Below are 25,958 nucleotides of genomic sequence, written 5' to 3'. Positions count from 1 at the left end.
TGGCCATGAGCATGGCCGGATCCACGAATGGGGCCACGATCGATATCAGAACGCGCCAGCGGCGCATTTATGCAGATGACGACTTAAGAAAAAGCCCGGCATTGCCGGGCTTTTTCGTGACCGCATGACAGCACTTTATCTCAGGCGGTGACCGTATCGGCCACATCCTGGTAGTCCTGGATCTGATCGAAGTTCATGTAGCGATAGATCTGCTCGCCACTGGTTTTGATCACCCCAACATCGGCCATGTACTCCTGCTTGGTCGGGATACGGCCCAGGCGCGAGCAGATCGCCGCCAGTTCGGCCGACCCCAGGTACACGTTGGTATTGCGGCCAAGACGGTTGGGGAAATTGCGGGTGGAGGTGGAGAACACGGTCGCGCCCTCGCGGGCCTGCGCCTGGTTGCCCATGCACAACGAGCAACCCGGCATTTCCATGCGCGCACCGGCGGCGCCGAAGGTGCCGTAGTGGCCTTCCTTGGTCAGCTCGGAGGCATCCATCTTGGTCGGCGGTGCAACCCACAGACGCGTCGGGATATCACGCTTGCCTTCGAGCAACTTGGCCGCCGCGCGGAAATGGCCAATGTTGGTCATGCACGAGCCGATGAACACCTCATCGATGGTCGCACCAGCGACATCGGAGAGCGTCTTGACGTCGTCCGGATCGTTCGGGCATGCCACGATGGGCTCGTGGATGTCGGCCAGGTCGATCTCGATCACCGCCGCGTACTCGGCATCGGCATCGGGTTCGAGCAACTGCGGATCGGCCAACCATTCCTGCATCTTCTTGATCCGCCGCGCCAGCGAACGCGCATCGGCGTAGCCCTCGGCGATCATCCACTTCAACAGGGTGATGTTGCTGGTCAGGTACTCGATGATCGGGGCCTTGTTCAAGCGCACCGTGCAACCAGCGGCCGAACGCTCGGCGGAGGCGTCGGACAACTCGAACGCCTGCTCCACTTTCAGGTCGGGCAAACCCTCGATCTCCAGAATGCGACCGGAGAAAATGTTCTTCTTGCCCTGCTTGGCCACGGTCAGCAGGCCCTGCTTGATCGCGTACAGCGGGATCGCGTTGACCAGATCGCGCAGGGTCACGCCCGGCTGCATCTGCCCCTTGAAGCGCACCAGCACGCTCTCGGGCATATCCAGCGGCATCACCCCGGTGGCGGCGGCGAACGCCACCAGACCGGAGCCAGCCGGGAACGAGATGCCGATCGGGAAGCGGGTGTGCGAATCGCCGCCGGTGCCCACCGTGTCGGGCAGCAGCATGCGGTTGAGCCAGCTATGGATCACGCCGTCGCCCGGACGCAGCGACACACCGCCACGGGTGGAGATGAACTCCGGCAAGGTGTGGTGGGTTTTGACATCCACCGGCTTGGGATACGCGGCGGTGTGGCAGAACGACTGCATCACCAGGTCGGCGGAAAAGCCCAGGCAGGCCAGGTCCTTCAGTTCGTCGCGGGTCATCGGGCCGGTGGTGTCCTGCGAGCCCACCGAGGTCATCTTCGGTTCGCAATAGGTGCCCGGGCGCATGCCCTGTCCGTCGGCCAGGCCGCAGGCGCGGCCAACCATCTTCTGCGCCAGCGAGAAGCCCTTGCCGGTATCCGGCGGGTTCATCGGCAAGCGGAACAGCTCCGACGGCGGCAGGCCGAGGAATTCGCGCGCCTTGGCGGTCAGGCCACGACCGACGATCAACGGAATGCGGCCACCAGCGCGCACTTCGTCGAACAACACGTCCGACTTCATCGCGAACTCGGCGATCACCTGCCCGTTCTTCAGCGCTTTGCCATCGTAGGGACGCAGTTCGACCACGTCGCCGTGCTCCATCTGCGAGACGTCCAGTTCGATCGGCAGCGCGCCGGCGTCTTCCATGGTGTTGTAGAAGATCGGCGCGATCTTCGAACCCAGGCACACGCCACCGAAGCGCTTGTTGGGAATGTACGGGATATCCTCGCCGGTCCACCACAGCACCGAGTTGGTCGCCGACTTGCGCGAGGAACCGGTGCCGACCACGTCGCCGACATAGGCGACCAGATGGCCCTTGGCCTTGAGATCGGCGACGGCCTGGATCGGGCCACGCTTGCCGTCTTCTTCCGGCTCGAACGGTGCGCCATCGCGCTTGTTTTTCAGCATCGCCAGCGCGTGCAGCGGGATGTCCGGACGCGTGGTGGCGTCCGGCGCTGGCGACAGGTCATCGGTATTGGTCTCGCCGGGCACCTTGAACACGGTGATGGTGAGGCTATGCGGCACTTCCGGCTTGCTGGTGAACCACTCGCCCTGCGCCCAACTCTGCAGCACTGCCTTGGCGTGCGTGTTACCGGCCTCGGCTTTCTCCTGCACGTCGTGGAAGGCGTCGAAAATCAACAAGGTGTGCTTGAGACCCTCAGCCGCCGTCGCGCCCAGTTCCGGGTTGTCCAGCAGTTCGATCAACGGATGGACGTTGTAGCCGCCCAGCATGGTGCCCAGCAGTTCGGTCGCGCGGGTCGGCGAGATCAGCGGTGTCTTCTCGGTCCCGAAGGCGACCGCAGCCAGATATGAGGCCTTGACCTTGGCGGCATCGTCGACGCCAGCGGGTACGCGCTGGCTCAACAGTTCAACCAGGAACTGCTCCTCGCCCGCAGGCGGATGCTTCAACAATTCGATGACCTGCGCGGTCTGCGTCGCGCTCAGCGGCAGCGGCGGGATACCGAGCGCGGCGCGCTCTGCGACGTGGTGGCGATAGGCTTCCAACATGCGGGTTCTCCGGAAAAAGACGAAAGATGGGGCGGCGGCGCTACATCAGGCCGCAGGTTTGGGGACGATGATCTTCAGGCCCTTGAAATAATCGCGGAAAAAGCCATCGTCGCGGGTAATCAAGGCATCGCACTGGAGCATGGCATGGGCACCGATCAAGAAGTCGGCCACCACCCGTTCGCGCTGGCCACCGCGAGCACGGAACCGGCGTTGCATCTCGCCAGCGCGCAACGCCGACTTGGATTCCAGGGCATTGAAACGGATGCTCATTTCCTCCAGCACCGACAGCGCCTCGGCGCCATCGCGCAGCGCCGCGCAGACCTCGGCCAAGACGATACCGCAGACCACCACCGGGCCGGTACTCAAGCACTGGCGCAGACAGGCTTCGGCGGCATCAGCCTGCGGGCTGTCGGCCAGCAGGTCCACCAGCACCGAGGAGTCGATCGCGATCACGCCGTGGCGTCCGACTCGAATGGATCGCCCGGCGCACGGCCACGGATCGCCCGCATCGCCTCATCGGTGCTGGCGAAGCCGTCGAGCTTGAAGCGACCGCGCGCACGCGAGATCGCATCGTCCACGCTCTTGCGCAGGACGATGCGGCCGCCGTCTAGCTCCACTTTCAGCACCGTGCCCTTGCTCAAACCCAGAGCATCGCGCACGGCCTTGGGCAAGGTGATCTGTCCGCGCTCGGCGACGATGGCTTCCATGGCGGCTCCGTTTCAAGTACGTACAAATTTTACATACTAAATTGCACATACTCAAGCATGTAGGCGATCCCCGGCCGCAAGCCAACGTGTACACTGAATCAGTCAGACTGCGGTACGTCCCTACAGCCTCGATGCCATAGGAGTTCGATCATGCACGACACCTTTTCCAGCCGCGCCTCGTTGGAGGTTAACGGCAAGCGCTACACATACTTCAGTCTGTCGCGGCTAGGCCAGCGCTTCGACATCGCCCGCCTGCCCTACTCGCTGAAGATCCTGCTGGAGAACCTGCTGCGCCACGAGGACGGCGGCGCGACCGTGAGCAAGGAACACATCGAAGCGGTGGCACGCTGGAATCCCACCGCCGAGCCAGACACCGAGATTGCGTTCATGCCGGCCCGCGTGGTGTTGCAGGACTTCACCGGCGTGCCCTGCGTGGTGGATCTGGCGGCGATGCGCGACGCGGTGGTCAAACTCGGCGGGCGGCCCGAGCAGATCAATCCGCTGATCCCTTCGGAACTGGTGATCGACCACTCGGTGCAGGTCGATGTGTTCGGCAAACCCGACGCCCTCGACCTCAACGGCAAGATCGAGTTCCAGCGCAACAAAGAACGCTACGGCTTCCTGCGCTGGGGCCAGAAAGCGTTCGACAACTTCAAAGTGGTGCCACCCAATACCGGCATCGTGCATCAGGTCAATCTCGAACACCTGGCGCGGGTGGTGATGACCGGCGAACGCGACGGCGAGGCAATCGCCTATCCGGACACCGTGTTCGGCACCGACAGCCACACCACCATGATCAACGGCATCGGTGTCCTCGGCTGGGGCGTTGGCGGCATCGAAGCGGAAGCGGCGATGCTCGGCCAACCCTCCTCGATGCTGATTCCGCAGGTGGTGGGGTTCAAGCTCAGCGGCAAGCTGCCCGAAGGCGTCACCGCCACCGATCTGGTACTGACGGTCACGCAAATGCTGCGCGCACATGGCGTGGTCGGCAAGTTCGTCGAGTTCTTTGGCGATGGCTTGCAACACCTGCCGCTGGCCGACCGCGCCACCATCGGCAACATGGCCCCCGAATACGGCGCGACCTGCGGCATCTTCCCGATCGACGCCGAGTCGTTGACTTACCTGCGCCTGTCCGGACGCAATGCCGAGCAAATCGCCCTGGTCGAAGCCTACGCCAAAGCACAGGGCCTGTGGCACGACGCCGAGAGTCCGCACGCCCACTACAGCGCCACGCTGGAGCTGGACATGAGCCAGGTCAAACCGTCGCTGGCCGGCCCCAAGCGGCCGCAGGACCGCGTACTCCTGGAGGACATGCAGCGCAACTTCCGCGACAACCTGGTGCCATTCGCCCAGACGCGTGCCAAGCGCCGCGGCGACACCATGCAGGAAGACCGGCTCAAAAACGAAGGCGGCGGTGGCACTGCCGTCGGCACCCAAGCGGCGCAGGCGCAGCACGCCGACACCAGCGGCGCCGGCTGGCAGCTACGCGATGGTGCAGTGGTGATCGCCGCGATCACCTCCTGCACCAACACCTCCAACCCAGCGGTGATGCTCGGCGCCGGTCTGCTCGCACGCAATGCCGTGGCCAAAGGGCTGAAGGCGCAACCGTGGGTCAAGACCTCGCTCGGCCCAGGCTCGTTGGTGGTCACCGACTATCTGAAAAAAGCCGGCGTCATGCACGACCTGGAGACGCTCGGCTTCTACGTGGTCGGCTATGGCTGCACCACCTGCATCGGTAACTCCGGCCCGCTGCCGGAAGATGTGTCGGCAGCCATCGCCAAGGACGACTTGGTCGTGACCTCGGTGCTATCGGGCAACCGCAACTTCGAAGGCCGCGTGCATCCGGAAGTGAAAATGAACTACCTGGCCTCGCCGCCACTGGTGGTCGCCTATGCCATCGCCGGCACCACCGACATCGATCTCACCCGCGAGCCGCTGGGCACCGGTCGCGACGGCCAGCCGGTCTACCTGCGCGATATCTGGCCAAGCAACAAAGCCATCGGCGACACCATCGCCGCCACCGTCGGCCCGGAGATGTTCGAGCAGAACTATGCCGACGTGTTCAAGGGCGACAGCCGCTGGAACACCATCGCCTCGCCCGATGGCGAGCTGTACGCCTGGGACCAGGCATCGACCTACATCAAGAACCCACCCTACTTCGACGGCATGACCATGCAGGTCGGCCACATTGAGGACGTGCATGGCGCGCGCATCCTCGCGCTATTCGGCGACTCGATCACCACCGACCATATTTCCCCAGCCGGCAACATCAAGAAAGATTCACCGGCAGGCCGTTACCTGCAAGAACGCGGGGTGCAACCGGCGGACTTCAACAGCTACGGCAGCCGCCGAGGCAATGACGAAGTGATGGTCCGCGGCACTTTCGCCAACATCCGCATCAAGAACCTGATGTTCGGCGGCGAAGAAGGCGGCAATACGCTGTACCACCCAGCCGGCGGCGGACAACCGCAGAAGCAGTCGATCTACGACGCGGCGATGCAGTACAAAGCCGATGGCGTGCCGCTGGTGGTGATCGGCGGCAAAGAATACGGCACCGGCTCCTCGCGCGACTGGGCGGCCAAGGGCACCCACCTGCTCGGGGTCAAGGCGGTGATCGCCGAGAGCTTCGAGCGGATCCACCGCTCCAACCTGGTCGGCATGGGCGTCCTGCCACTGCAGTTCCTGGATGGACAGAACGCGCAGACACTGGGCCTGGACGGCTCCGAGATCCTGCACATCGCCGGCCTGCAGGACGGCAGCAGCAAGCGCGCCACCGTCACCGCGACCGCCTCCAACGGCAGCACGCAGACCTTCACGGTGGCGGTGATGCTACTGACACCGAAGGAAGTCGAATACTTCCGCCACGGCGGCCTCTTGCAATACGTGCTGCGACAACTGACCCGTCGCTGATCCTCGCTGGATCCAACACGCTCCATGAAAACAGGCAGAAGGGAGCGGACCCAAAGTTGGCTGTACCGAACTGCGGCGGTGAAATTAAGACACCTGCAGCCCTTATCGGGCTGCAGGTGTTGCGCTTGCGGCTTGAATCAGTCCCTGCTTGCCGCGCTTATGCAGACTGACTCTTCGGGGCGCCGCCTCTATACCACCAGACCGTCTTGACAAAAAGCCAACTACGCACAGGTGTCTTGATCACCAGCAATAAAAATCCAATCGAGAGCAAGCACCAGACCGCAGGAAATTCATTCGGGTTGTCCGTGGTGAGTCGGGATAGGAACGGCCCCATCACCAGGTGGAAAATCGTGAAGCGCCACGAGCCATACAACAGCGGAACGACGAAGGCGGCGACAATATACGGCGCCCACACGATCTTGATGTTGAAGATGGTGATGTTGAGAATATCGTTAACAGGCAGCTCCCAAGCGATGTGCCAGTTACCACTGACCGAGCATAGACGGTCGGCGCAAAGTGCAGCTCCCCTGGGGACGTGATGCGCCCATTCGAAGGGATATATCTTCATAATCATCAAGATGAGACAAACAAAACAGACGAAATACGCATAATTCTTCACCTTATTCCTTGCCGCCTCAGGAATAAAATAAAGAGATATTGCATTTATGAAAAACGGCTGTATCGCGATATGAAGAAAACCAAGTAACGTGGCGACCTGATTCATGGGGTTGCTACAGGAGTTAATCACCGTATAGGTGAACGCCTGAAGTATTTCCATAAGCGAAAAAAACGCCAGACATCCCCACAATGCGTACGGCTCTTTTTTATAAGCAGAATACGCGCAACCTAATAATCCACAAGCAGCTACGGCCGTGGAAGCTTGTCCATTCCAGCACATAAAAAATAAAACCTCATACGTTTAATTGGTTTATACTGCCCATTCATTGATCCGCAAAAAGCAAATCCAGGCAATACATAAAATATCGACATGCCAAACTGTGAGCTCTCAGATAATTCCGAAAAACCCCTCTAACGAATCAACACACATCAAAAGGAGCTGGATCATGGCACTCTGCAGTATAAATTACATATACCTTACAAATCAATAACCTACATCATGCGACCGACGGCCTGACCTGTCAAGCCGAGTGTGTCACCAGGCTTTTCATAGCGGACTCATCGACACGCGGTCTTAGCCGAACATCTTGACGCGGAGCTGGCGCGACTCCGACGCCCACCGCCTTAAGTCGTGATCGGGCTTAGAGTCCGGAGTTTGACTTCCTGCCGCAAGCGTCCGTTGAAGCCTTCCACCAAGGCGTTCTCGGTTGGCGTTCCGCGTCGGGAGAAGTCCGGCTGCCCCCGTTTTCATGTCCCCATCGATCCATCAGCTTGCCGGCAAACTCACTCCCTTTGTCCAGCTTGATCGCCGCAGGCTTGCCCGCTGCACCACCAGCCGTGTCATCGCATCGGCAACGTCCTCGCCTTTCAACGACTGGTCCACGACCATGTCCAGACACTCATGAGTGAAGTGATCCACCACCATCAGTGAAGTGCACACACGTCTGGGGGATCTCGCGCATCCGCAGACGGATGGCGCTGCAATCGCGCGCCTTGGCCTTGTAGGAAAACGCCGAGCGCGACATTGCAACGACACGCAGCGCATGCCGCTCACTCACCCAAAACGCTCCTTCAGCCGGCCTACCCAGTCGCGCTTCTGGGCAGGCCTCAGAGCTTTTTTATGACCACCTCCTGCAGCATCGCCTTGTCCAGGCTCAGGTCGGCAACCAACTGTTTGAGCTTGCGATTTTCCTCTTCCAGCAGCCGCAAGCGCCTCAGCTCTGTGGGTCAGTCAAACCGTTCTTAATAGCCTCTGAAAGAACCCGTGACAAAATTTCGACATTAGGTGACTCCATCATAGTTTGATGTGTGCCAGGCACTTCGATGACGCGAATTAAATTCTCAGGCAATACGCCTTGCCAACTCTGAGCTGGACTCCCCAGGAATGGATTATCCTCGGAAAATTGGGACGCCTCAAATAAGTGCACCCGCATCGGAATTGATTTTGCATAATATGCAATAGACGCATTGATGTGGTGACTGACGCGCATGGCGTAGTCCATCAACTCACCTTCCCTGATAAAATCCGAAGAAAAACCCATCTCTTGATACAACTTAACAAGATCACTTAATTCATTAATTTTTTCACTCGAATCAACTTTATGACCAAATCCTGTTTCAAACAACTTTCTAATTACATAATCGCAATCTATTTTGCGTGCAGAGTCCATTGAATTCTTAATTTTAGCGTCAGTCGACAGATGGCTAGTGTCGAGAAGACCTAAAAATTCGACTTGCAAATTTGCATCTACAAGTTGACTTGCCATTTCATAAGCCACTAGCCCACCAAAAGACCAGCCAGCCAGACGATATGGACCTGAACTCTGCAAATTGCGCATCTTCTTGATCGCATCAGCAGCCATGCCTTGTATGGTATCTATTGAAAAATCCACAGGACATTCGATCCCATAAATCGGCATTCCCGCGCGCAAGAATTTTTCAATATTTTTTGCATACAGGACACTTCCTGATGCCTCATATAGCATGAAAAGTGGATTCTCATCACCTTCTTCCCTAAAAGGAATCAATCCATTAAATTTCCCCCTATACACTTCATTTTGTAGATGTGCCGCCAACGACATCAGGATTGGATTGGAGAACAAATCACTAATTTTATTTTCAATCCCAGCGTGATTGAGGCGACTTACCATCTGCACCGCCAACAACGAATGTCCACCGAGCGCAAAGAAGTTGTCGTGCCGCCCGATGCTCTCTAGACCCAGCAGGTCACACCAGATCGCGGCAATGGTGTGTTCAACCTCACCCTGCGGTGCTTCATACGCAGGCGCGGCATAAGCTGTCGCATCCGGCGCGGGCAATGCCTTGCGATCCAGCTTGCCGTTCGGGGTCAGCGGCAGGCGATCCAACTGCACATAAGCCGCCGGCACCATGTAATCCGGCAACGTGTCCGAGAGCCAACTGCGCAAGTTTTCCACGCCAAGGGACTCGTGCGTCGCATCCTGCGTCGCAACCCAATACGCCACCAATCGCTTGTCGCTGCCCGTGGCATCTTCCAGCGCCACCACCACACATTCGCGCACATCCACATGCGCGCTCAGCCGCGCCTCGATCTCTCCCAACTCGATGCGGAAACCACGGATTTTGACCTGATGGTCGTTGCGCCCCACAAACTCAAGCGCGCCATCGGCACGCCAGCGCCCCAGATCACCAGTGCGATACATCCGCGCCGTCGGATCGGCACTGAATGGATCCATGAGGAAGCGTTCGGCAGTCAAATCACCGTGATTCAGATAACCACGCGCTACACCGGCACCACCGATATACAGTTCACCCGTCACACCCACCGGCACAGGCTGACGATGCGTATCCAGCACATAGAACTGTGTATTGTCCAACGGCGTGCCGATATGAGACACAAAACCGTCGCTGCGCTCCATCGATACCCAACTCGAATACGTCGTGGTTTCCGACGGGCCATATAGGTTGCACAGCCGTTCGACTTGCGTCTTGGCAAACAGATCCTCCACTACCTGACGCTTCAACACTTCACCACACACGTTGACCGTATGGACGCCCTCGCCTCGTCCGCCTGATTCCAACCACCCCTTCAATGCGGAAGGCGTGGTGTTAATCAACGTGACACCCTGCCCATCTGCCTGCATGGCAAGCAGATTGTCGACCACCTCAATTGCACCACCGCACACCAAAGGCACAAAGCATTCATAGACCGATAGGTCGAAGTTCAACGACGTGGAGAACAGGACTTTTTCCAGGACCGATGCTGCGAAAGAACGCTGCGCCCAAGCCAGCAGATTCACCGTATTGCGGTGTTCGATCATCACGCCCTTGGGCCGGCCCGTGGAGCCGGAAGTGTAGATCACGTAAGCCAGATGCGCCGAGGTCAGACCATCCATCGACAGATTCGACACGGACCGATCTTGCCAGTGCGACTCATCCAGATTGATGATCGGCACGGATGCGGTCAGTAGCAGGGTCAAGGTCGATGTCTGCGCCAGAACCGCAACCGGAGCGCTGTCTTCCAACATATAGGCAAGACGTTCGACAGGATAAGCCGGGTCCAGTGGTACATAGGCACCACCGGCCTTCAGCACCGCAAGCACCGCGACCACCATCTCCACACTGCGCTGCATGCAGATCGCCACGCGATCATCCGGGCATACACCCAACTCCCGCAGAGAATGCGCCAGACAGTTGGCACGTGCATTCAACTCGTCATACGTCAGCGACACTTCACCCTGCACCACCGCGATGGCGGATGGTGTCCGTGCCACCTGTGCCTCGAACAGTTCGTGTACACAGGCATCGCTTGGATAGTCCTTCGTCGTTGCATTCCACTGCATCAACACCTGATGACGCTCGGCATCGTCCAGCAACGGCAGACGGTCCACCGCCCGATCTTCAGCACCATCGGCCACCATCGCATCCAACAGATGCTGCCAATGGCCCATCCATCGCTGCACCGTCGCATGCTCGAACAGCGCGGTGGCATAGGTCAGACGACCGACGATCCCCTCCTCGCTCTCAACCAACGACAAGGACAGGTCGAACTGCGCGCTCGTCTGTGCAACACCCAATCCACTGACCTCGATTGCGCCAAGATCCAGCGCGCCCTGCGGTGTGTTCTGCCACGCGAACATCACCTGAAACAGTGGCGTATGCGCCAGACTGCGTGGCGGTTGAATCAGTTCGACCACCTGCTCGAACGGGATGTCCTGATGCGCCTGCGCCTGCAGTGCACGCTCCCTCACCAAGGCCAGCAATTGCGCAAGCGTCGGCGAGTTGGAGAACTCCACCCGCAGTGCCAGCATGTTCATGAAAAACCCGATCAGCCCTTCGGTCTCGGATCTACCACGATTAGCCACTGGACTACCGATCACCACATCGTCTTGCCCGGACAGGCGTGACAGCAGTAGCGCCCAACTCGCTAGGAGAGTCATGTATAGCGTCAGACCATGCCGCTGGCTCAGTGCTTTGAGTGCATGCGTCCGCTGCGGATCGACGACCACCTTCAGCATCGCACCGGCATGGTCCTGTCTCGCTGGACGTGGACGATCCGTTGGCAGTTCCAGCAACACCGGCGCACCAGACAGCGTCTCGCGCCAATATGTGGCCTGCTGCTCCAGTATCTCGCCCGCCAGCCATTGCCGCTGCCAGCTTGCATAATCGGCGTACTGGATTGGCAACGGTGCTAGCGGATCGGCTTCGCCATGTGCAAAGGCCCGATACAACACGCTCAGCTCATTGATCAAAACTCCCATCGACCAACCATCCGAGACGATGTGGTGCATCGTGACGAAGAGGACGGACTCGTCATCGGCAAGTTGTATCAGCCGACCACGGATGAGTGGGCCTTGCTCCAATACAAATGGCGCATGTGCCTCCTCGGTCAGCAGTTTTTCGAGCGCTTTCTCACGATCAGGCACACCGCGCAGATCGTGATCGATTAAATGGAAGCCGCTCTCCTCGGCAGCGATGTGCTGCAACGCCTGCCCATCGACCAGCGCGAAGGTCGTGCGCAGCGACGCATGTCGAGCCACGATGCGATCCAACGCACGCTGCAGCGCCTGCGTATCCAGCGCCCCGCGCAACCTTAGCCCGCCGCTGATGTGATACGCCTGACTGACACCCTCGAACTGCGACAGGAACCAGAGCCGTTGCTGTGCAAAGGACAGCACGCGCGGCGCATCCGGCTGCAAGGGCAGGATCGGCGGCAAGATCGCAGCGGACGAAGATGCCACGCAGGCGGCAAGGTCCTTCAGCGTTGCATGCGCGAACAACTCCGCCAAGCCGATCTCGACACCCAATTCCTGACGCAGGCGCGAAGCAACTCGCACTGCCAACAACGAATGTCCACCGAGCGCGAAGAAGTTATCGTGTCGCCCGATGCTCTCCAGACCCAGCAGATCACACCAAATCGCGGCAATGGTTTGTTCAATCGCGCCCTGCGGTGCTTCATACGCAGGCGCTGCATAGGCCGAGCCATCTGGCGCGGGTAATGCCTTGCGATCCAACTTGCCGTTCGGAGTCAGCGGCAAGCGATCCAACTGCACATAGGCTGCTGGGATCATGTAATCCGGCAAGGTATCCGACAGCCAACTGCGCAAGCTTTCCGCGCCAAGAGGCGTGTGCGTCGCATCCTGCCTACCAACCCAATACGCCACCAATCGCTTGTCGCTGCCCGTGGCATCTTCCAGCGCCACCACCACACACTCGCGCACATCCACATGCGCGCTCAACCGCGCCTCGATCTCGCCCAACTCGATTCGGAAACCACGGATCTTGACTTGGTGATCGTTGCGTCCGACAAACTCAATCGTGCCATCGGCACGCCAACGCCCCAGATCACCAGTGCGATACATCCGCGCCGTCGGATCGGTACTAAATGGATCGGTGAGGAAGCGTTCGGCGCTCAGGTCCTCGCGATTCAGATACCCACGCCCCACGCCATCGCCGCCAATGTACAACTCGCCCACCACTCCAATCGGAACCGGTGCACCTTGTACATCAAGGATATAGATCTGCGTGTTCGCGATTGGACGACCAATCGGGAGAATTGCGGCATTTTCCCATCCCGCACAATAGCGCCAGGCGGTGACATCCACTGCCGCTTCTGTCGGTCCATAAAGGTTGAAAATCTCAGATGATGGAAAAACCGCCTGGGCACGCTCTGCAAGCACTGCCGGCAAGGCTTCGCCACTACAAATAACTCGCTTGACCCCAGTACACGGATCATCATCGCCATGCTCGATCAACGCCCGAAGCATCGACGGTACGAAATGCAAGGTGGTGATCTGCGTATCGCGGATCAACGCCTTTAGATACACCGGATCTTTATGCCCTTCTGGTTGCGCCAACTGCACACGCGCACCGCTCAGCAGCGGCCAGAACAGTTCCCAGACCGAGACATCGAAGCTGATCGGTGTTTTTTGTAAAACAACCTCGGATCGATCCAGCGTGTAGGCTTCTTGCATCCACACCAGACGGTTGACGACGCCGCGATGCGCGTTCATCGCGCCCTTCGGCATCCCCGTCGATCCGGACGTATAGATCACATATGCAAGGTGATTTGCGGTCAGACCATTGGCATCGCGGTCGGGATTGCGGTCTGGCAAATGCTGCCAGCGCTCGTCCTCGGTTTGCAGATCGACGATCACACCTGATTTGGCATTGTCCTCGACAAGAGGACGGCTCGCGTCATCCGTCAGCACCGCCACCGCGCCGCAATCCGTGAGCATGTAGGACAAGCGCTCCGGCGGATAGGCCGTATCCAACGGCACATAGGCACCGCCGGCCTTCAGCACCGCAAGCACTGCCACCACCATCTCCACACTACGCTGCACACAGATCGCCACACGATCATCCGGGCGCACGCCCAACTCGCGCAGGTAATGCGCCAGACGGTTGGCACGCGCGTTCAACTCGCCATAGGTCAGCGATACCTCGCCCTGCACTACCGCGATGGCTGATGGATCAAGCGCCACCTGTGCCTCGAACAACTCGTGCACACAGGCATCGCGTGGATAATCTGCTGCCGTTGCATTCCACTGCGTCAGCACCTGATAGCGCTCGGCATCGTCCAGCAACGGCAGACGATCTACTGCCTGATCTTCGGCACCCTCGGCGACCATCGCGGCCAACAGATGCCGCCAATGGCCCATCCACCGCTCCAGCGTCGAACGCTCGAACAATGCCGTGGCATAGGCCAGACTGCCGACGATCCCCTCCTCACTCTCGACCAACGACAACGACAGGTCGAACTGCGCGCTCGTCTGCGCAACACCCAATCCGCTGGCATCGAGCTCGCCAAGATCCAACTCCCCCTGCGGCGTGTTCTGCCAAGCAAACATCACTTGGAACAGCGGCGCATGCGCCAGACTGCGTGGCGGTTGCAGCAGTTCGACCACCTGCTCGAACGGGATATCCTGATGTGCCTGCGCTTGCAGTGTGCGGTTCTTCACCGAGGCCAGCAGTTGCTCCAACGTCGGCGAACCGGACAACTCCACTCGCAACGCCAGCGTGTTGACGAAAAAGCCGATCAGTCCTTCTGTCTCCGATCTCCCACGATTAGCCACCGGACTGCCGATCACCACATCGTCCTGGCCGGATAGACGCGATAGCAGCAACGCCCAGCTCGCCAGGAGGGTCATATATAGCGTCAGACCATGGCGCTGGCTCAGCGCCTTCAACGCCTGTGCTTGGTGCGGCTCGACGACCACCTCCAACATCGCGCCGGCATGGTCCTGACGCGCTGGACGCGGACGATCCGTTGGCAGTTCCAGCAATACCGGTGCGCCGGACAGTGCCTCACGCCAATACGTGGCCTGTTGCTCCAGTACCTCGCCCGCCAGCCATTGCCGCTGCCAGCTTGCATAATCGGTGTACTGGATCGGCAACGGCGCCAGCGGATCGGCCTCGCCATGTGCAAAGGCCCGATACAACACGCTCAGCTCGTTGATCAAAACTCCCATCGACCAACCATCCGAGACGATGTGGTGCATCGTGACGAAGAGGACGGACTCGTCATCGGCAAGTCGTATCAGCCGGCCACGGATGAGTGGGCCTTGCTCCAATGCAAATGGCGCATGTGCCTCCTCGGTCAGCAGTTTTTCAAGCGCTTCCTCACGATCAGGTACACCGCACAGATCGTGGGTGAGCAAATGGAAGCCGCTTTCTTCATCAGCGATTTGCTGCAACGCCTGCCCATCGACCAGCGCGAAGGTCGTGCGCAGCGACGCATGTCGGGCCACGATGCGATCCAACGCACGTTGCAACGCCTGCGCATCCAACACACCACGCAACCTTAGCCCGCCACTGATGTGATACGCCTGACTGATACCCTCGAACTGCGACAGGAACCAGAGCCGTTGCTGTGCAAAGGACAGCACGTGCGGCGCATCCGGCTGCAAGGGCAGGATCGGCGGCAAGATCGCAGCGGACGAAGAGGCCACACACGCGGCAAGGTCCTTCAGCGTTGCATTGGCAAACAACTCCGCCACGCCGATCTCGACACCCAATTCCTGACGCAGGCGAGAGGCAACTCGCACCGCCAACAACGAATGTCCACCGAGCGCAAAGAAGTTGTCGTGCCGCCCGATGCTCTCTAGACCCAGCAGGTCACACCAGATCGCGGCAATGGTGTGTTCAACCTCACCCTGCGGTGCTTCATACGCAGGCGCGGCATAGGCTGTAGCATCCGGCGCGGGTAATGCCTTGTGATCCAACTTGCCGTTCGGGGTAAGCGGTAGGCGATCCAACTGCACATAAGCCGCCGGCACCATGTAATCCGGCAACGTATCCGACAGCCAACTGCGCAAGCTTTCCACGCCAAGCGGCGCGTGCGTCGCATCCTGCGTCGCAACCCAATACGCCACCAATCGCTTGTCGCTGCCCGCGGCATCTTCCAGCGCCACCACAACACACTCGCGCACATCCGCATGTGTGCCCAGCCGTGCCTCGATCTCGCCTAATTCAATACGGAAACCACGGATCTTGACCTGCTGATCGTTGCGTCCCACAAACTCAATCGTGCCATCGGTATGCCAGCGACCCAGATCGCCAGTGCGATACATCCGTGCCGTCGGATCGGCACTGAATGGATCCATGAGGAAGCGCGCGGCGGTCAAATCGTCGCGATTCAGATAACCACGTCCCACACCATCACCACCGATATACAACTCGCCAACCACTCCAACAGGAACTGGTGCGCCGTGCATATCCAGAATATAGATCCGCACATTGGCAATCGGACGACCAATCGGTGGTGCACCCGCCACATTCGCATCGCATTCATGCACACAGGCGCAGACCGTCGTCTCCGTGGGACCGTATGCATTGATCAAGCGTCTTCCTTCAGCCCAACGTTCCACGATGGCCACAGAGAGGGCTTCGCCGGCAACGACGAGTGTCTTCAGAGACGAAAGCCTTGGCTCTTCAGGCATTTGATGCAGTACCGAAGGAGGCAACGTGACGTGACTGATTTCATTTTCCGCCAATAGTTTCGTGAGCGTCTCACCTGCCAATACATCACCTTGGTCGGCGATATACAGCGAAGCTCCACAAAACAGCGTCACCAGCAACTCAGAAGCGAAGGCATCAAAACTCAACGAAGAAAACTGCAGGATGCGGCTGTCTTCTTCAACATGGAATGCACCTATTTGCGCCAACGCAAGATTCACGACGCTGCGATGCTCGTTCATCGACCCCTTCGGCTTACCAGTCGATCCGGACGTGTAGATCACATACGCCAGATGCCGCGCAGTCAGGCCAATCGCGTGGTGGTCGGGGTTGCTGTCGGGCAAATGCTGCCACTGCGCAGCGTCGGCTTGCAGATCAACGATCACCACCGAAGTGGCATTGTTCTCGATCAAATGACGGCTGGCCGAATCTGTCAGCACCGCGACCGCGTCGCAATCGACCTGCATATAAGCCACTCGATCCGGCGGATAAGCAGGGTCAAGCGGCACATACGCACCACCCGCCTTCAGCACCGCAAGCACCGCCACGACCATTTCCACGCTGCGCTGCACACAGATCGCCACACGATCATCCGGGCGCACACCCAATTCGCGTAGATAATGCGCCAGACGGTTAGCACGCGCGTTCAACTCGGCATAGGTCAGCGATACTTCACCCTGCACCACCGCGATGGCCAATGGTGCCCGCGCCACTTGCTCCTCGAACAACTCGTGCACACACTTATCGCGCGGATAATCTGTCGCGGTTGCATTCCACTGGGTCAGCAGCTGATGCCGTTCGGCCTCAGGCAGAACGTCGAGATCGCACACCGGCGTCTTTGGCGCATCGGCAAGCGCATTGGCAAGACTCTCCAGCGCCTTCAGCAGGAACGCACATATCCGTTCCGGAACCAGAGGTCGCTGCGCCTGCACCGTCAGCACGAAAGCAGATCCCACATCATCCACAGAAACGCCAAGCGGATAATTTGTCCGCTCGTGACTGGACAATGTCTCGATCCCCTCCCACGCCATCGTCTCGGCAACGCCTTCTGCCTGGCCGCTGTACCGATAATTGAACAGTGAGGTAAACAACGGCGCGGGCGCAGGAACACCACTACAACGCTGCACTAACGACAACGGCGCATGTTCGTGTCGCAACAGCCCGGCAAGGCGCTGCTGCATCAGACGCACGCTCTCTACTACGCTGGACCCATCAATCTCGATCCGCAATGGCAAGGTATTGATGAACATGCCCAGTGCACGATCAGCTCCCGCTCCGCCCTGCATACGGCCAAACAGCACCGTTCCGAACACAACACGCTCATGCCCCGTGGCGCGCGCCACCACTTGCGCCCAGGCCAGATGGAACAGGCTGGCCGTACTCACCCCAAGCGTGCGCGCATGGTTGCGCAACGACAACGACAGTCGATCCGGCAGATTGAGCCGCACCTCTTCCAGGTCGGATCCATCGCCCTGTGTGTCGATCAGACCGAATGGTGCACAGGGCTCATCCACATCGCCGAGCATCGTGCTGAAATATGCTTCGTGCTCCTCGTGGCTCACGCCCAGCAGTGCCTGCGCCACAAAATTGCGGAACGGCAGTGGGGGAAGCAAACTGTCGGCATCACCGCACAAGTGGCACCGGACTTCCTCCAATAGGATTTCCAGCGTGGTGTGATCCAGGGCCATGTGATGGCTGAGCAATTGCAGCAACCAGCGACCATTGACCGAGTCGTATGCAGTAAAACCACGCATCAGTGGCGCATGACGTACATCCAAACGCCAGTGCCGCGGATCGAAACGCGATTGCAGTTGCATGGCCACATCGCCATCGGCTTCGTCCAGGCACACCTCCTCAATCAGGAGTGGCGCATGCCGCCACACGACCTGCATCGGTGCAGCAAGTCCTTCCCAGGCCACCGCTGTGCGCAGGATATCGTGACGATCAATCACACATTGCAGTGCATCGACAAACACGTCCAGACGCGAACGGTTGTCGAACGCGATCAGGTTCGGTTGCAGATAGGCATCGCCTTCGCGCTGCAACAGATGATGGAAAAAGATGCCTTCCTGCAATGGAGCAAGCGGATAGATGTCCTGGATATTGGCAGAGCCGCCAGGGGTCATCGCGACGATACTATCGATCTGTTGCTGAGTGAGGACCGCCAACGGCAGCATCTCCGGTGTGATCAGCGTGGTATCGCGCATAATGCCGTTGGGCGGAACGCTGACCGACACGCCACCGCTCGCTGCGGCCAGTGCCACAAGCGTCGGGGTGGCAAACAGGGTGCGCAAATCGGCCTGCAACCCTTGCTGACGCATCCGCTCGGTCAGCGTCACTACCAGCAGCGAGTGGCCGCCGAGGGCGAAGAAGTTATCGTGCCGCCCGATGGCCTCCAGGCCAAGTAGGTCGCGCCAGATCGCCGCAATGGCTTGTTCGATGGCACCCTGAGGTGCTTCATACGCACGCACCGCGTAGGCTGCCTCATCCGGTGCGGGCAATGCGTTGCGATCCAACTTGCCGTTGGGAGTCAGCGGCAGGCGATCCAACTGCACATAGGCCGCTGGAACCATGTAATCGGGCAACGTGTCCGACAACCAACTACGCAAGCTTTCTGCGCCAAGATGCTCGGACATCACACCCTCGGCAGCGACTAAATACGCCACCAGTCGCTTGTCGTTGCCTGTGGCATCCTCCATGGGCACCACCACGCACTCGCGCACATCCGCATGTGCGCTCAATCTTGCCTCGATCTCGCCGAGTTCAATACGGAAACCACGAATCTTGACTTGGTGATCGTTGCGACCCACAAACTCAATCGTGCCATCGGTTCGCCAGCGCCCTAAATCGCCACTGCGATACATGCGCGCTGTCGGATCGGCACTGAATGGATCCGCGAGGAAGCGCGCGGCGGTCAAATCGTCACGATTCAAATATCCACGCCCCACACCATCGCCGCCGATATACAACTCGCCCACCGCCCCAATCGGAACCGGTGCACCGTGCATATCCAAGATGTAGATGCGCGTGTTAGCGATTGGACGGCCAATCGGCATCGACTCTGAAACATCCCCCCCCTTGATGACGCCATCGACCGCAACGTCGGTGATTTCAGTTGGCCCATAGCTATTTATAAATACATATTTCTCAGAACCTGAAATCCATTCAGAAATCAGATCAATTTTTATCTTCTCTCCCCCCAGTATGATATAGCGAAGTTTCGCTAGCGAGGCTACTCTTAGTTTCGATTCAAAATCATCTAAAACTCCATGCAATTGACTTGGCGCGCAATTTATCAATGCAGCGCCACTTGACTCAAGAAGATTCAGGATACGTGATCCGACCACCACACCCGCCGGTGCCAATTCGACAGCACAGCCCAAAAACAATGGGGAAATAATATTCTTAAGCGTCAAATCAAAGGAAAAAGAAGATAAGACCAATACCTTATCGCCACTCCTTAAATAGCAAATGGCATAGTGATGATATAAGTTGACACAACCCCGGTGCTCGATCATGACGCCTTTGGGCATACNATTTCTTTATTTTTTATTATTTCAAATAAATCACGACCAGCAACAATCTCATTTTTAAATGGAATTGATAACTCCCCACCCCAACAGAGTGACATCATAATTTCGAACGTACAAGCATCGAAACTAAATGAAGAAAACTGCAATATACGGCTATTTAAATCCAAGGATAATTTATTTTTCTGAGAAAAAGCCATGTTGACGACCCCGCGATGTTCATTCATCGCGCCCTTCGGCATACCGGTCGATCCGGACGTATAAATCACATACGCCAGATGACGCGAGGTCAGACCAACGGCGTTGCGATCCGGATTGCTGTCGGGCAGGTGTGCCCAGCGCTGGCCGTCGGCTTGCAGATCGACGACCACCGTTGAAGCAGTCGGATGCTCGACCAAGTGGCGGCTGGCGGTATCCGTCAACACCACCACCGCGCCGCAATCTGACTGCATATAGGCCAGTCGCTCCGGTGGATAAGCCGGATCTAACGGCACATACGCACCGCCCGCCTTCAGCACCGCAAGCAACGCCACCACCATTTCCACACTACGCTGCACGCAGATGGCCACACGATCATCTGGGCGTACGCCCAACTCACGCAGGCAATGCGCCAGACGGTTGGCACGTGCGTTCAACTCGCCATACGTCAGCGACACTTCGCCTTGCACCACCGCAATTGCAGATGGTGTCCGTGCTACCTGTGCCTCGAACAATTCATGTACACAGGCATCGCGCGGATAATCTGCTGCGGTTGCATTCCACTGCGTCAGCACCTGATAGCGCTCGGCATCGTCCAGCAACGGCAGACGATCTAATGCCTGATGTTCGGCGCCCTCGGCCGCCATCGCATCCAACAGATGCTGCCAATGGCCCATCCACCGCTCCAGCGTCGAACGCTCGAACAATGCCGTGGCATAAGCCAGACTGCCGATGATCCCCTCCTGACTCTCAACCAACGACAACGACAGGTCGAACTGCGCGCTCGTCTGTATTGCGCTCAGACCGCTCGCCTCAATTGCACCAAGATCCAGCTCACCCTGAGGCGCGTTCTGCCACGAGAACATCACCTGGAACAGCGGCGTATGCGCCAGACTGCGCGGCGGCTGTACTAACTCCACCACCTGTTCAAACGGGATGTCCTGATGTGCCTGCGCTTGCAGTGCGCGGTTCTTCACCGAGGCCAGCAATTGCGCCAGCGTCGGCGAGCCAGACAACTCCACTCGCAACGCCAGCGTGTTGACGAAGAACCCGATCAGCCCTTCGGTTTCCGAACGACCACGATTGGCCACTGGGCTGCCGATGACGACATCGTCCTGCCCGGAAAGACGCGATAGCAGCAACGCCCAACTCGCCAGGAGGGTCATATATAGCGTCAGGCCATGGCGCTGGCTCAGGGCCTTCAACGCTTGTGCTTGCTGCGGATCGACGATGACCTCCAACATCGCGCCAGCATGGTCCTGCTGAGCCGGACGCGGACGATCCGTGGGCAGTTCCAGCAACACCGGCGCATCCGATAGCGTCTTGCGCCAGTAGGTTGCTTGCTGCTCCAACACATCTCCTGTCAACCACTGCCGCTGCCAGCTTGCATAATCGGCGTACTGGATTGGCAACGGTGCTAGCGGATCGGCTTCGCCATGTGCGAACGCCCGATACAACACGCTCAGCTCGTTGATCAAAATCCCCATCGACCATCCATCCGAGACGATGTGATGCATCGTGACGAAGANGTGCCTCGAACAACTCGTGCACACAGGCATCGCTTGGATAATCTGCCGCAGTTGCATTCCACTGCGTCAGTACCTGATAGCGCTCAGCATCGTCCAGCAACGGTAGACGATCTACTGCCTGATGTTCGGCGCCCTCGGCCACCATCGCATCCAAAAGATGCCGCCAATGGCCCATCCACCGCTCCAGCGTCGAACGCTCGAACAATGCCGTGGCATAGGCCAGACTGCCGACGATCCCCTCCTCACTCTCGACCAACGACAACGACAGGTCGAACTGCGCGCTCGTCTGTGCAACACCCAGTCCACTGGCATCGAGCTCGCCAAGATCCAACTCACCCTGCGGCGTGTTCTGCCAAGCAAACATCACTTGGAACAGCGGCGCATGCGCCAGACTGCGTGGCGGTTGCAGCAGTTCGACCACCTGCTCGAACGGCATGTCCTGATGCGCCTGCGCTTGCAGTGCGCGCTCCTTCACTGACGCCAGCAGTTGCGCAAGCGTCGGCGAACTCGACAACTCCACTCGCAACGCCAGCGTGTTGACGAAGAAGCCGATCAATCCTTCTGTCTCCGATCTCCCACGATTAGCCACCGGACTGCCGATCACCACATCGTCCTGACCGGAAAGACGCGCTAGCAGCAACGCCCAACTCGCCAAGAGGGTCATATATAGCGTCAGGCCATGGCGCTGGCTCAGGGCCTTCAGCGCTTGTGTCTGTTGCGGATCGACGATCACCTCCAACATCGCGCCGGCATGATCCTGCTGAGCCGGACGTGGACGATCGGTGGGCAGCTCCAGCAACACCGGCGCATCCGATAGCGTCTTGCGCCAGTAGCTCGCCTGCTGCTCCAGCACATCTCCCATCAACCACTGCCGCTGCCAGCTTGCATAATCTGCGTACTGGATTGGCAACGGTGCTAGCGGATCGGCTTCGCCACGTGCGAACGCTCGATACAACACGCTCAGCTCGTTGATCAAAACTCCCATCGACCATCCATCCGAGACGATGTGATGCATCGTGACGAAGAGGACGGACTCGTCATCGGCAAGCCGAACCAGTCGACCACGGATCAACGGACCTTGTTCCAGCGCGAACGGTGTCTGCACCTCCTCCGCCAATAGCTGCTCCAGCACAGCCTCGCGATCAGGCACCTCACGCAGATCGTGATCGATCAGATGGAAACCACTGTCCTCGTCAGCGACATGCTGCAACGCCTGCCCATCGACCAGCGCGAAGCTCGTGCGCAGCGACGCATGCCGGGCCACGATGCGATCCAACGCACGTTGCAACGCCTGCGCATCCAACACACCACGCAAACGCAAGCCGCCGCTGATGTGATACGCCTCACTGACACCCTCGAACTGCGATAGGAACCAGAGCCGTTGTTGTGCAAACGACAGCACCCGCGGCGCATCCGGCTGCAAGGGCAGGATCGGCGGCAAGATCGCGCCAGACGAAGAGGCCACACACGCGGCAAGGTCCTTCAGCGTTGCATTGGCAAACAACTCCGCCACGCCGATCTCGACACCCAATTCCTGACGCAGGCGAGAGGCAACTCGCACCGCCAACAACGAATGTCCACCGAGCGCGAAGAAGTTATCGTGCCGCCCGATGCTCTCCAGACCCAGCAACTCACGCCAGATCGCGGCAATGGTGTGTTCAACCTCACCCTGCGGTGCTTCATATGCAGGCGCGGCATAGGCTGTAGCATCCGGCGCGGGTAATGCCTTGCGATCCAGCTTGCCGTTCGGGGTCAGCGGTAGGCGATCCAACTGCACATAAGCCGCCGGCACCATGTAATCCGGCAACGTGTCCGACAGCCAACTACGCAAGCTTTCCACGCCAAGGGACTCGTGCATCGCATCCTGCGTCGCAACCCAATACGCCACCAATCGCTTGTCGCTGCCCGTGGCATCTTCCAGCGCCACCACCACACACTCGCGCACATCCACATGCGCGCTCAGCCGCGCCTCGATCTCTCCCAACTCGATGCGGAAACCACGAATCTTGACCTGATGGTCGTTGCGTCCCACAAACTCAAGCGTGCCATCGGCACGCCAGCGCCCCAGATCGCCAGTGCGATACATCCGTGCCGTCGGATCGGCACTGAATGGATCCATAAGGAAGCGCTCGGCAGTCAAATCACCGCGATTCAGATAACCACGCGCTACACCGGCACCACCGATATACAGTTCACCCGTCACACCCACCGGCACAGGCTGACGATGCGTATCCAGCACATAGAACTGCGTATTGTCCAACGGCGTGCCGATATGAGACACAAAACCGTCGCTGCGCTCCATCGACACCCAACTCGAATACGTCGTGGTTTCCGACGGGCCATATAGGTTGCACAGCCGTTCGACTTGCGTCTTGGCAAAAAGATCCTCCACCACTTGGCGCTTCAACACTTCACCACACACGTTGACCGTATGGACACCCTCGCCTCGTCCGCCTGATTCCAACCACCCCTTCAATGCGGAAGGCGTGGTGTTAATCAACGTGACGCCCTGCCCATCCGCCTGCATGGCGAGCAGATTGTCGACCACCTCAATTGCACCACCGCACACCAAAGGCACAAAGCATTCATAGACCGATAGGTCGAAGTTCAACGACGTGGAGAACAGGACTTTTTCCAGGACCGATGCTGCGAAAGAACGCTGTGCCCAAGCCAGCAGATTCACCGTATTGCGGTGTTCGATCATCACGCCCTTGGGCCGGCCCGTGGAGCCGGAGGTGTAGATCACGTAAGCCAGATGCGCCGAGGTCAGACCATCCATCGACAGATTCGACACGGACCGATCTTGCCAGTGCGACTCATCCAGATTGATGATCGGCGCGGATGCGGTCAGTAGCAGATTCGAGGTCGATGTCTGCGCCAGAACCGCAACCGGAGCGCTGTCTTCCAGCATATAGGCGAGACGTTCGACAGGATAAGCCGGGTCTAGTGGTACATAGGCACCACCGGCCTTCAGCACCGCAAGCACCGCGACCACCATCTCCACACTGCGCTGCATGCAGATCGCCACGCGATCATCCGGGCATACACCCAACTCCCGCAGAGAATGCGCCAGACAGTTGGCACGTGCATTCAACTCGTCATACGTCAGCGACACTTCACCCTGCACCACCGCGATGGCGGATGGTGTCCGTGCCACCTGTGCCTCGAACAGTTCGTGTACACAGGCCTCGCGTGGATAGTCCTTCGTCGTTGCATTCCACTGCGTCAGTACCTGATAGCGCTCGGCATCGTCCAGCAACGGCAGACGATCTACTGCCTGATGCTCGGCACCCTCGGCCACCATCGCATCCAACAGATGCCGCCAATGGCCCATCCACCGCTCCAGCGTCGAACGCTCGAACAATGCCGTGGCATAAGCCAGACTACCGACGATCTCCTCCTGACTCTCGACCAACGACAACGACAGGTCGAACTGCGCGCTCGTCTGTGCAACACCCAATCCACTGACCTCGATTTCGCCAAGATCCAGCGCGCCCTGCGGTGTGTTCTGCCACGCGAACATCACCTGAAACAGTGGCGTATGCGCCAGACTGCGTGGCGGTTGAATCAGTTCGACCACCTGCTCGAACGGGATGTCCTGATGCGCCTGCGCCTGCAGTGCACGCTCCCTCACCAAGGCCAGCAATTGCGCAAGCGTCGGCGAGTTGGAGAACTCCACCCGCAGTGCCAGCATGTTCATGAAAAACCCGATCAGCCCTTCGGTCTCGGATCTACCACGATTAGCCACTGGACTGCCGATGACGACATCGTCCTGGCCGGAGAGGCGTGACAGCAGTAGCGCCCAACTCGCTAGGAGGGTCATGTATAGCGTCAGACCATGCCGCTGGCTCAGTGCTTTGAGTGCATGCGTCCGCTGCGGATCGNCGCGCTGGACGTGGACGATCCGTTGGCAGTTCCAGCAACACCGGCGCACCAGACAGCGTCTCGCGCCAATACGTGGCCTGCTGCTCCAGTACCTCGCCCGCTAGCCATTGCCGCTGCCAACTTGCATAGTCGGCATACTGGATTGGCAGCGGTGCTAGCGGATCGGCTTCGCCATGTGCAAAGGCCCGATACAACACGCTCAGCTCGTTGATCAAAACTCCCATCGACCAACCATCCGAGACGATGTGGTGCATCGTGACGAAGAGGACGGATTCGTCGTCAGCAAGCCGTATCAGCCGGCCACGGATGAGTGGGCCTTGCTCCAACGCAAATGGCGCATGCGCCTCCTCGGTCAGCAGTTTCTCAAGCGCTTTCTCACGATCAGGCACACCGCGCAGATCATGATCGATCAAA

The 25,958-nt window shown here is 59.0% G+C and carries 8 protein-coding genes and 2 pseudogenes; 2 read left to right on the top strand and 8 right to left on the bottom strand.

The genetic code is table 11. The features are described from left to right. Window positions 1–140 precede the first annotated feature (140 nt). The 3 genes from acnB to XALGPE39_RS06005 are packed head-to-tail and all read right to left on the bottom strand — an operon-like array spanning window position 141 to window position 3,439. Window positions 141–2,732, bottom strand: coding sequence for a bifunctional aconitate hydratase 2/2-methylisocitrate dehydratase (gene acnB / locus XALGPE39_RS06015; RefSeq protein ID WP_045727397.1), 2,592 nt, complete (start codon window positions 2,730–2,732; stop codon window positions 141–143). A gap of 45 nt (window positions 2,733–2,777) precedes the next feature. Next, window positions 2,778–3,185, bottom strand: coding sequence for a type II toxin-antitoxin system VapC family toxin (locus XALGPE39_RS06010; protein ID WP_045727396.1), 408 nt, complete (start codon window positions 3,183–3,185; stop codon window positions 2,778–2,780). Beyond that, on the bottom strand, window positions 3,182–3,439 hold the full coding sequence (locus XALGPE39_RS06005) for an AbrB/MazE/SpoVT family DNA-binding domain-containing protein (RefSeq protein ID WP_045727395.1): 258 nt from the start codon (window positions 3,437–3,439) through the stop codon (window positions 3,182–3,184). The genes XALGPE39_RS06010 and XALGPE39_RS06005 overlap by 4 nt, the downstream gene beginning before the upstream one ends. A 150-nt stretch (window positions 3,440–3,589) precedes the next feature. Between XALGPE39_RS06005 and acnA the strand changes: the two genes are divergently transcribed. Then, a complete protein-coding gene (gene acnA / locus XALGPE39_RS06000) occupies window positions 3,590–6,349 on the top strand; it encodes an aconitate hydratase AcnA (protein ID WP_045727394.1) in 2,760 nt (919 codons plus the stop codon). A gap of 157 nt (window positions 6,350–6,506) precedes the next feature. Here acnA and XALGPE39_RS05995 read toward each other — a convergent pair whose 3' ends face one another. From XALGPE39_RS05995 to XALGPE39_RS16405, 5 genes and pseudogenes are all read right to left on the bottom strand, one after another. After that, the gene (locus tag XALGPE39_RS05995) at window positions 6,507–7,247 is read right to left on the bottom strand and encodes a DUF5765 domain-containing protein (RefSeq protein WP_045727393.1); all 741 of its coding nucleotides are present in this window, start codon (window positions 7,245–7,247) and stop codon (window positions 6,507–6,509) included. 801 nt (window positions 7,248–8,048) lie between these two features. Beyond that, a pseudogene (locus XALGPE39_RS15565) lies at window positions 8,049–8,191 on the bottom strand (IS3 family transposase); the annotation flags it as partial. Further along, a complete protein-coding gene (locus tag XALGPE39_RS05980; RefSeq protein ID WP_235429871.1) occupies window positions 8,182–19,920 on the bottom strand; it encodes a non-ribosomal peptide synthetase in 11,739 nt (3,912 codons plus the stop codon). The pseudogene XALGPE39_RS15565 and the gene XALGPE39_RS05980, both read right to left, overlap by 10 nt. After that, window positions 19,917–21,617 carry a condensation domain-containing protein gene (locus XALGPE39_RS15560; RefSeq protein WP_235429758.1) on the bottom strand — a complete coding sequence of 567 codons (1,701 nt, stop codon included), beginning with the start codon at window positions 21,615–21,617 and terminating at the stop codon, window positions 19,917–19,919. Before XALGPE39_RS15560 ends, XALGPE39_RS05980 begins: the two co-directional genes overlap by 4 nt. Before the next feature lie 1,099 nt (window positions 21,618–22,716). After that, window positions 22,717–25,593, bottom strand: a pseudogene (locus XALGPE39_RS16405) (amino acid adenylation domain-containing protein); the annotation flags it as partial. A gap of 124 nt (window positions 25,594–25,717) precedes the next feature. Here XALGPE39_RS16405 and XALGPE39_RS16400 point away from each other — a divergent pair. Continuing rightward, a partial coding sequence (locus XALGPE39_RS16400; RefSeq protein ID WP_045727388.1) for a hypothetical protein occupies window positions 25,718–25,958 on the top strand: 241 nt, incomplete at its 3' end.

The sequence above is a fragment of the Xanthomonas sp. GPE 39 genome, assembly GCF_000963005.1.
GTDB lineage: Bacteria > Pseudomonadota > Gammaproteobacteria > Xanthomonadales > Xanthomonadaceae > Xanthomonas_A.
This window is presented reverse-complemented; position numbering and strand designations above follow the sequence as displayed.

Bases quoted from the DNA above. Each gene is read 5' to 3' on its own strand.
- acnA (WP_045727394.1), top strand. From the start codon at position 3,590: ATGCACGACACCTTTTCCAGCCGCGCCTCGTTGGAGGTTAACGGCAAG.
- acnB (WP_045727397.1), bottom strand. From the start codon at position 2,732: ATGTTGGAAGCCTATCGCCACCACGTCGCAGAGCGCGCCGCGCTCGGT.
- XALGPE39_RS06005 (WP_045727395.1), bottom strand. From the start codon at position 3,439: ATGGAAGCCATCGTCGCCGAGCGCGGACAGATCACCTTGCCCAAGGCC.
- XALGPE39_RS05980 (WP_235429871.1), bottom strand. From the start codon at position 19,920: ATGATCGAGCACCGGGGTTGTGTCAACTTATATCATCACTATGCCATT.
- XALGPE39_RS05995 (WP_045727393.1), bottom strand. From the start codon at position 7,247: ATGTGCTGGAATGGACAAGCTTCCACGGCCGTAGCTGCTTGTGGATTA.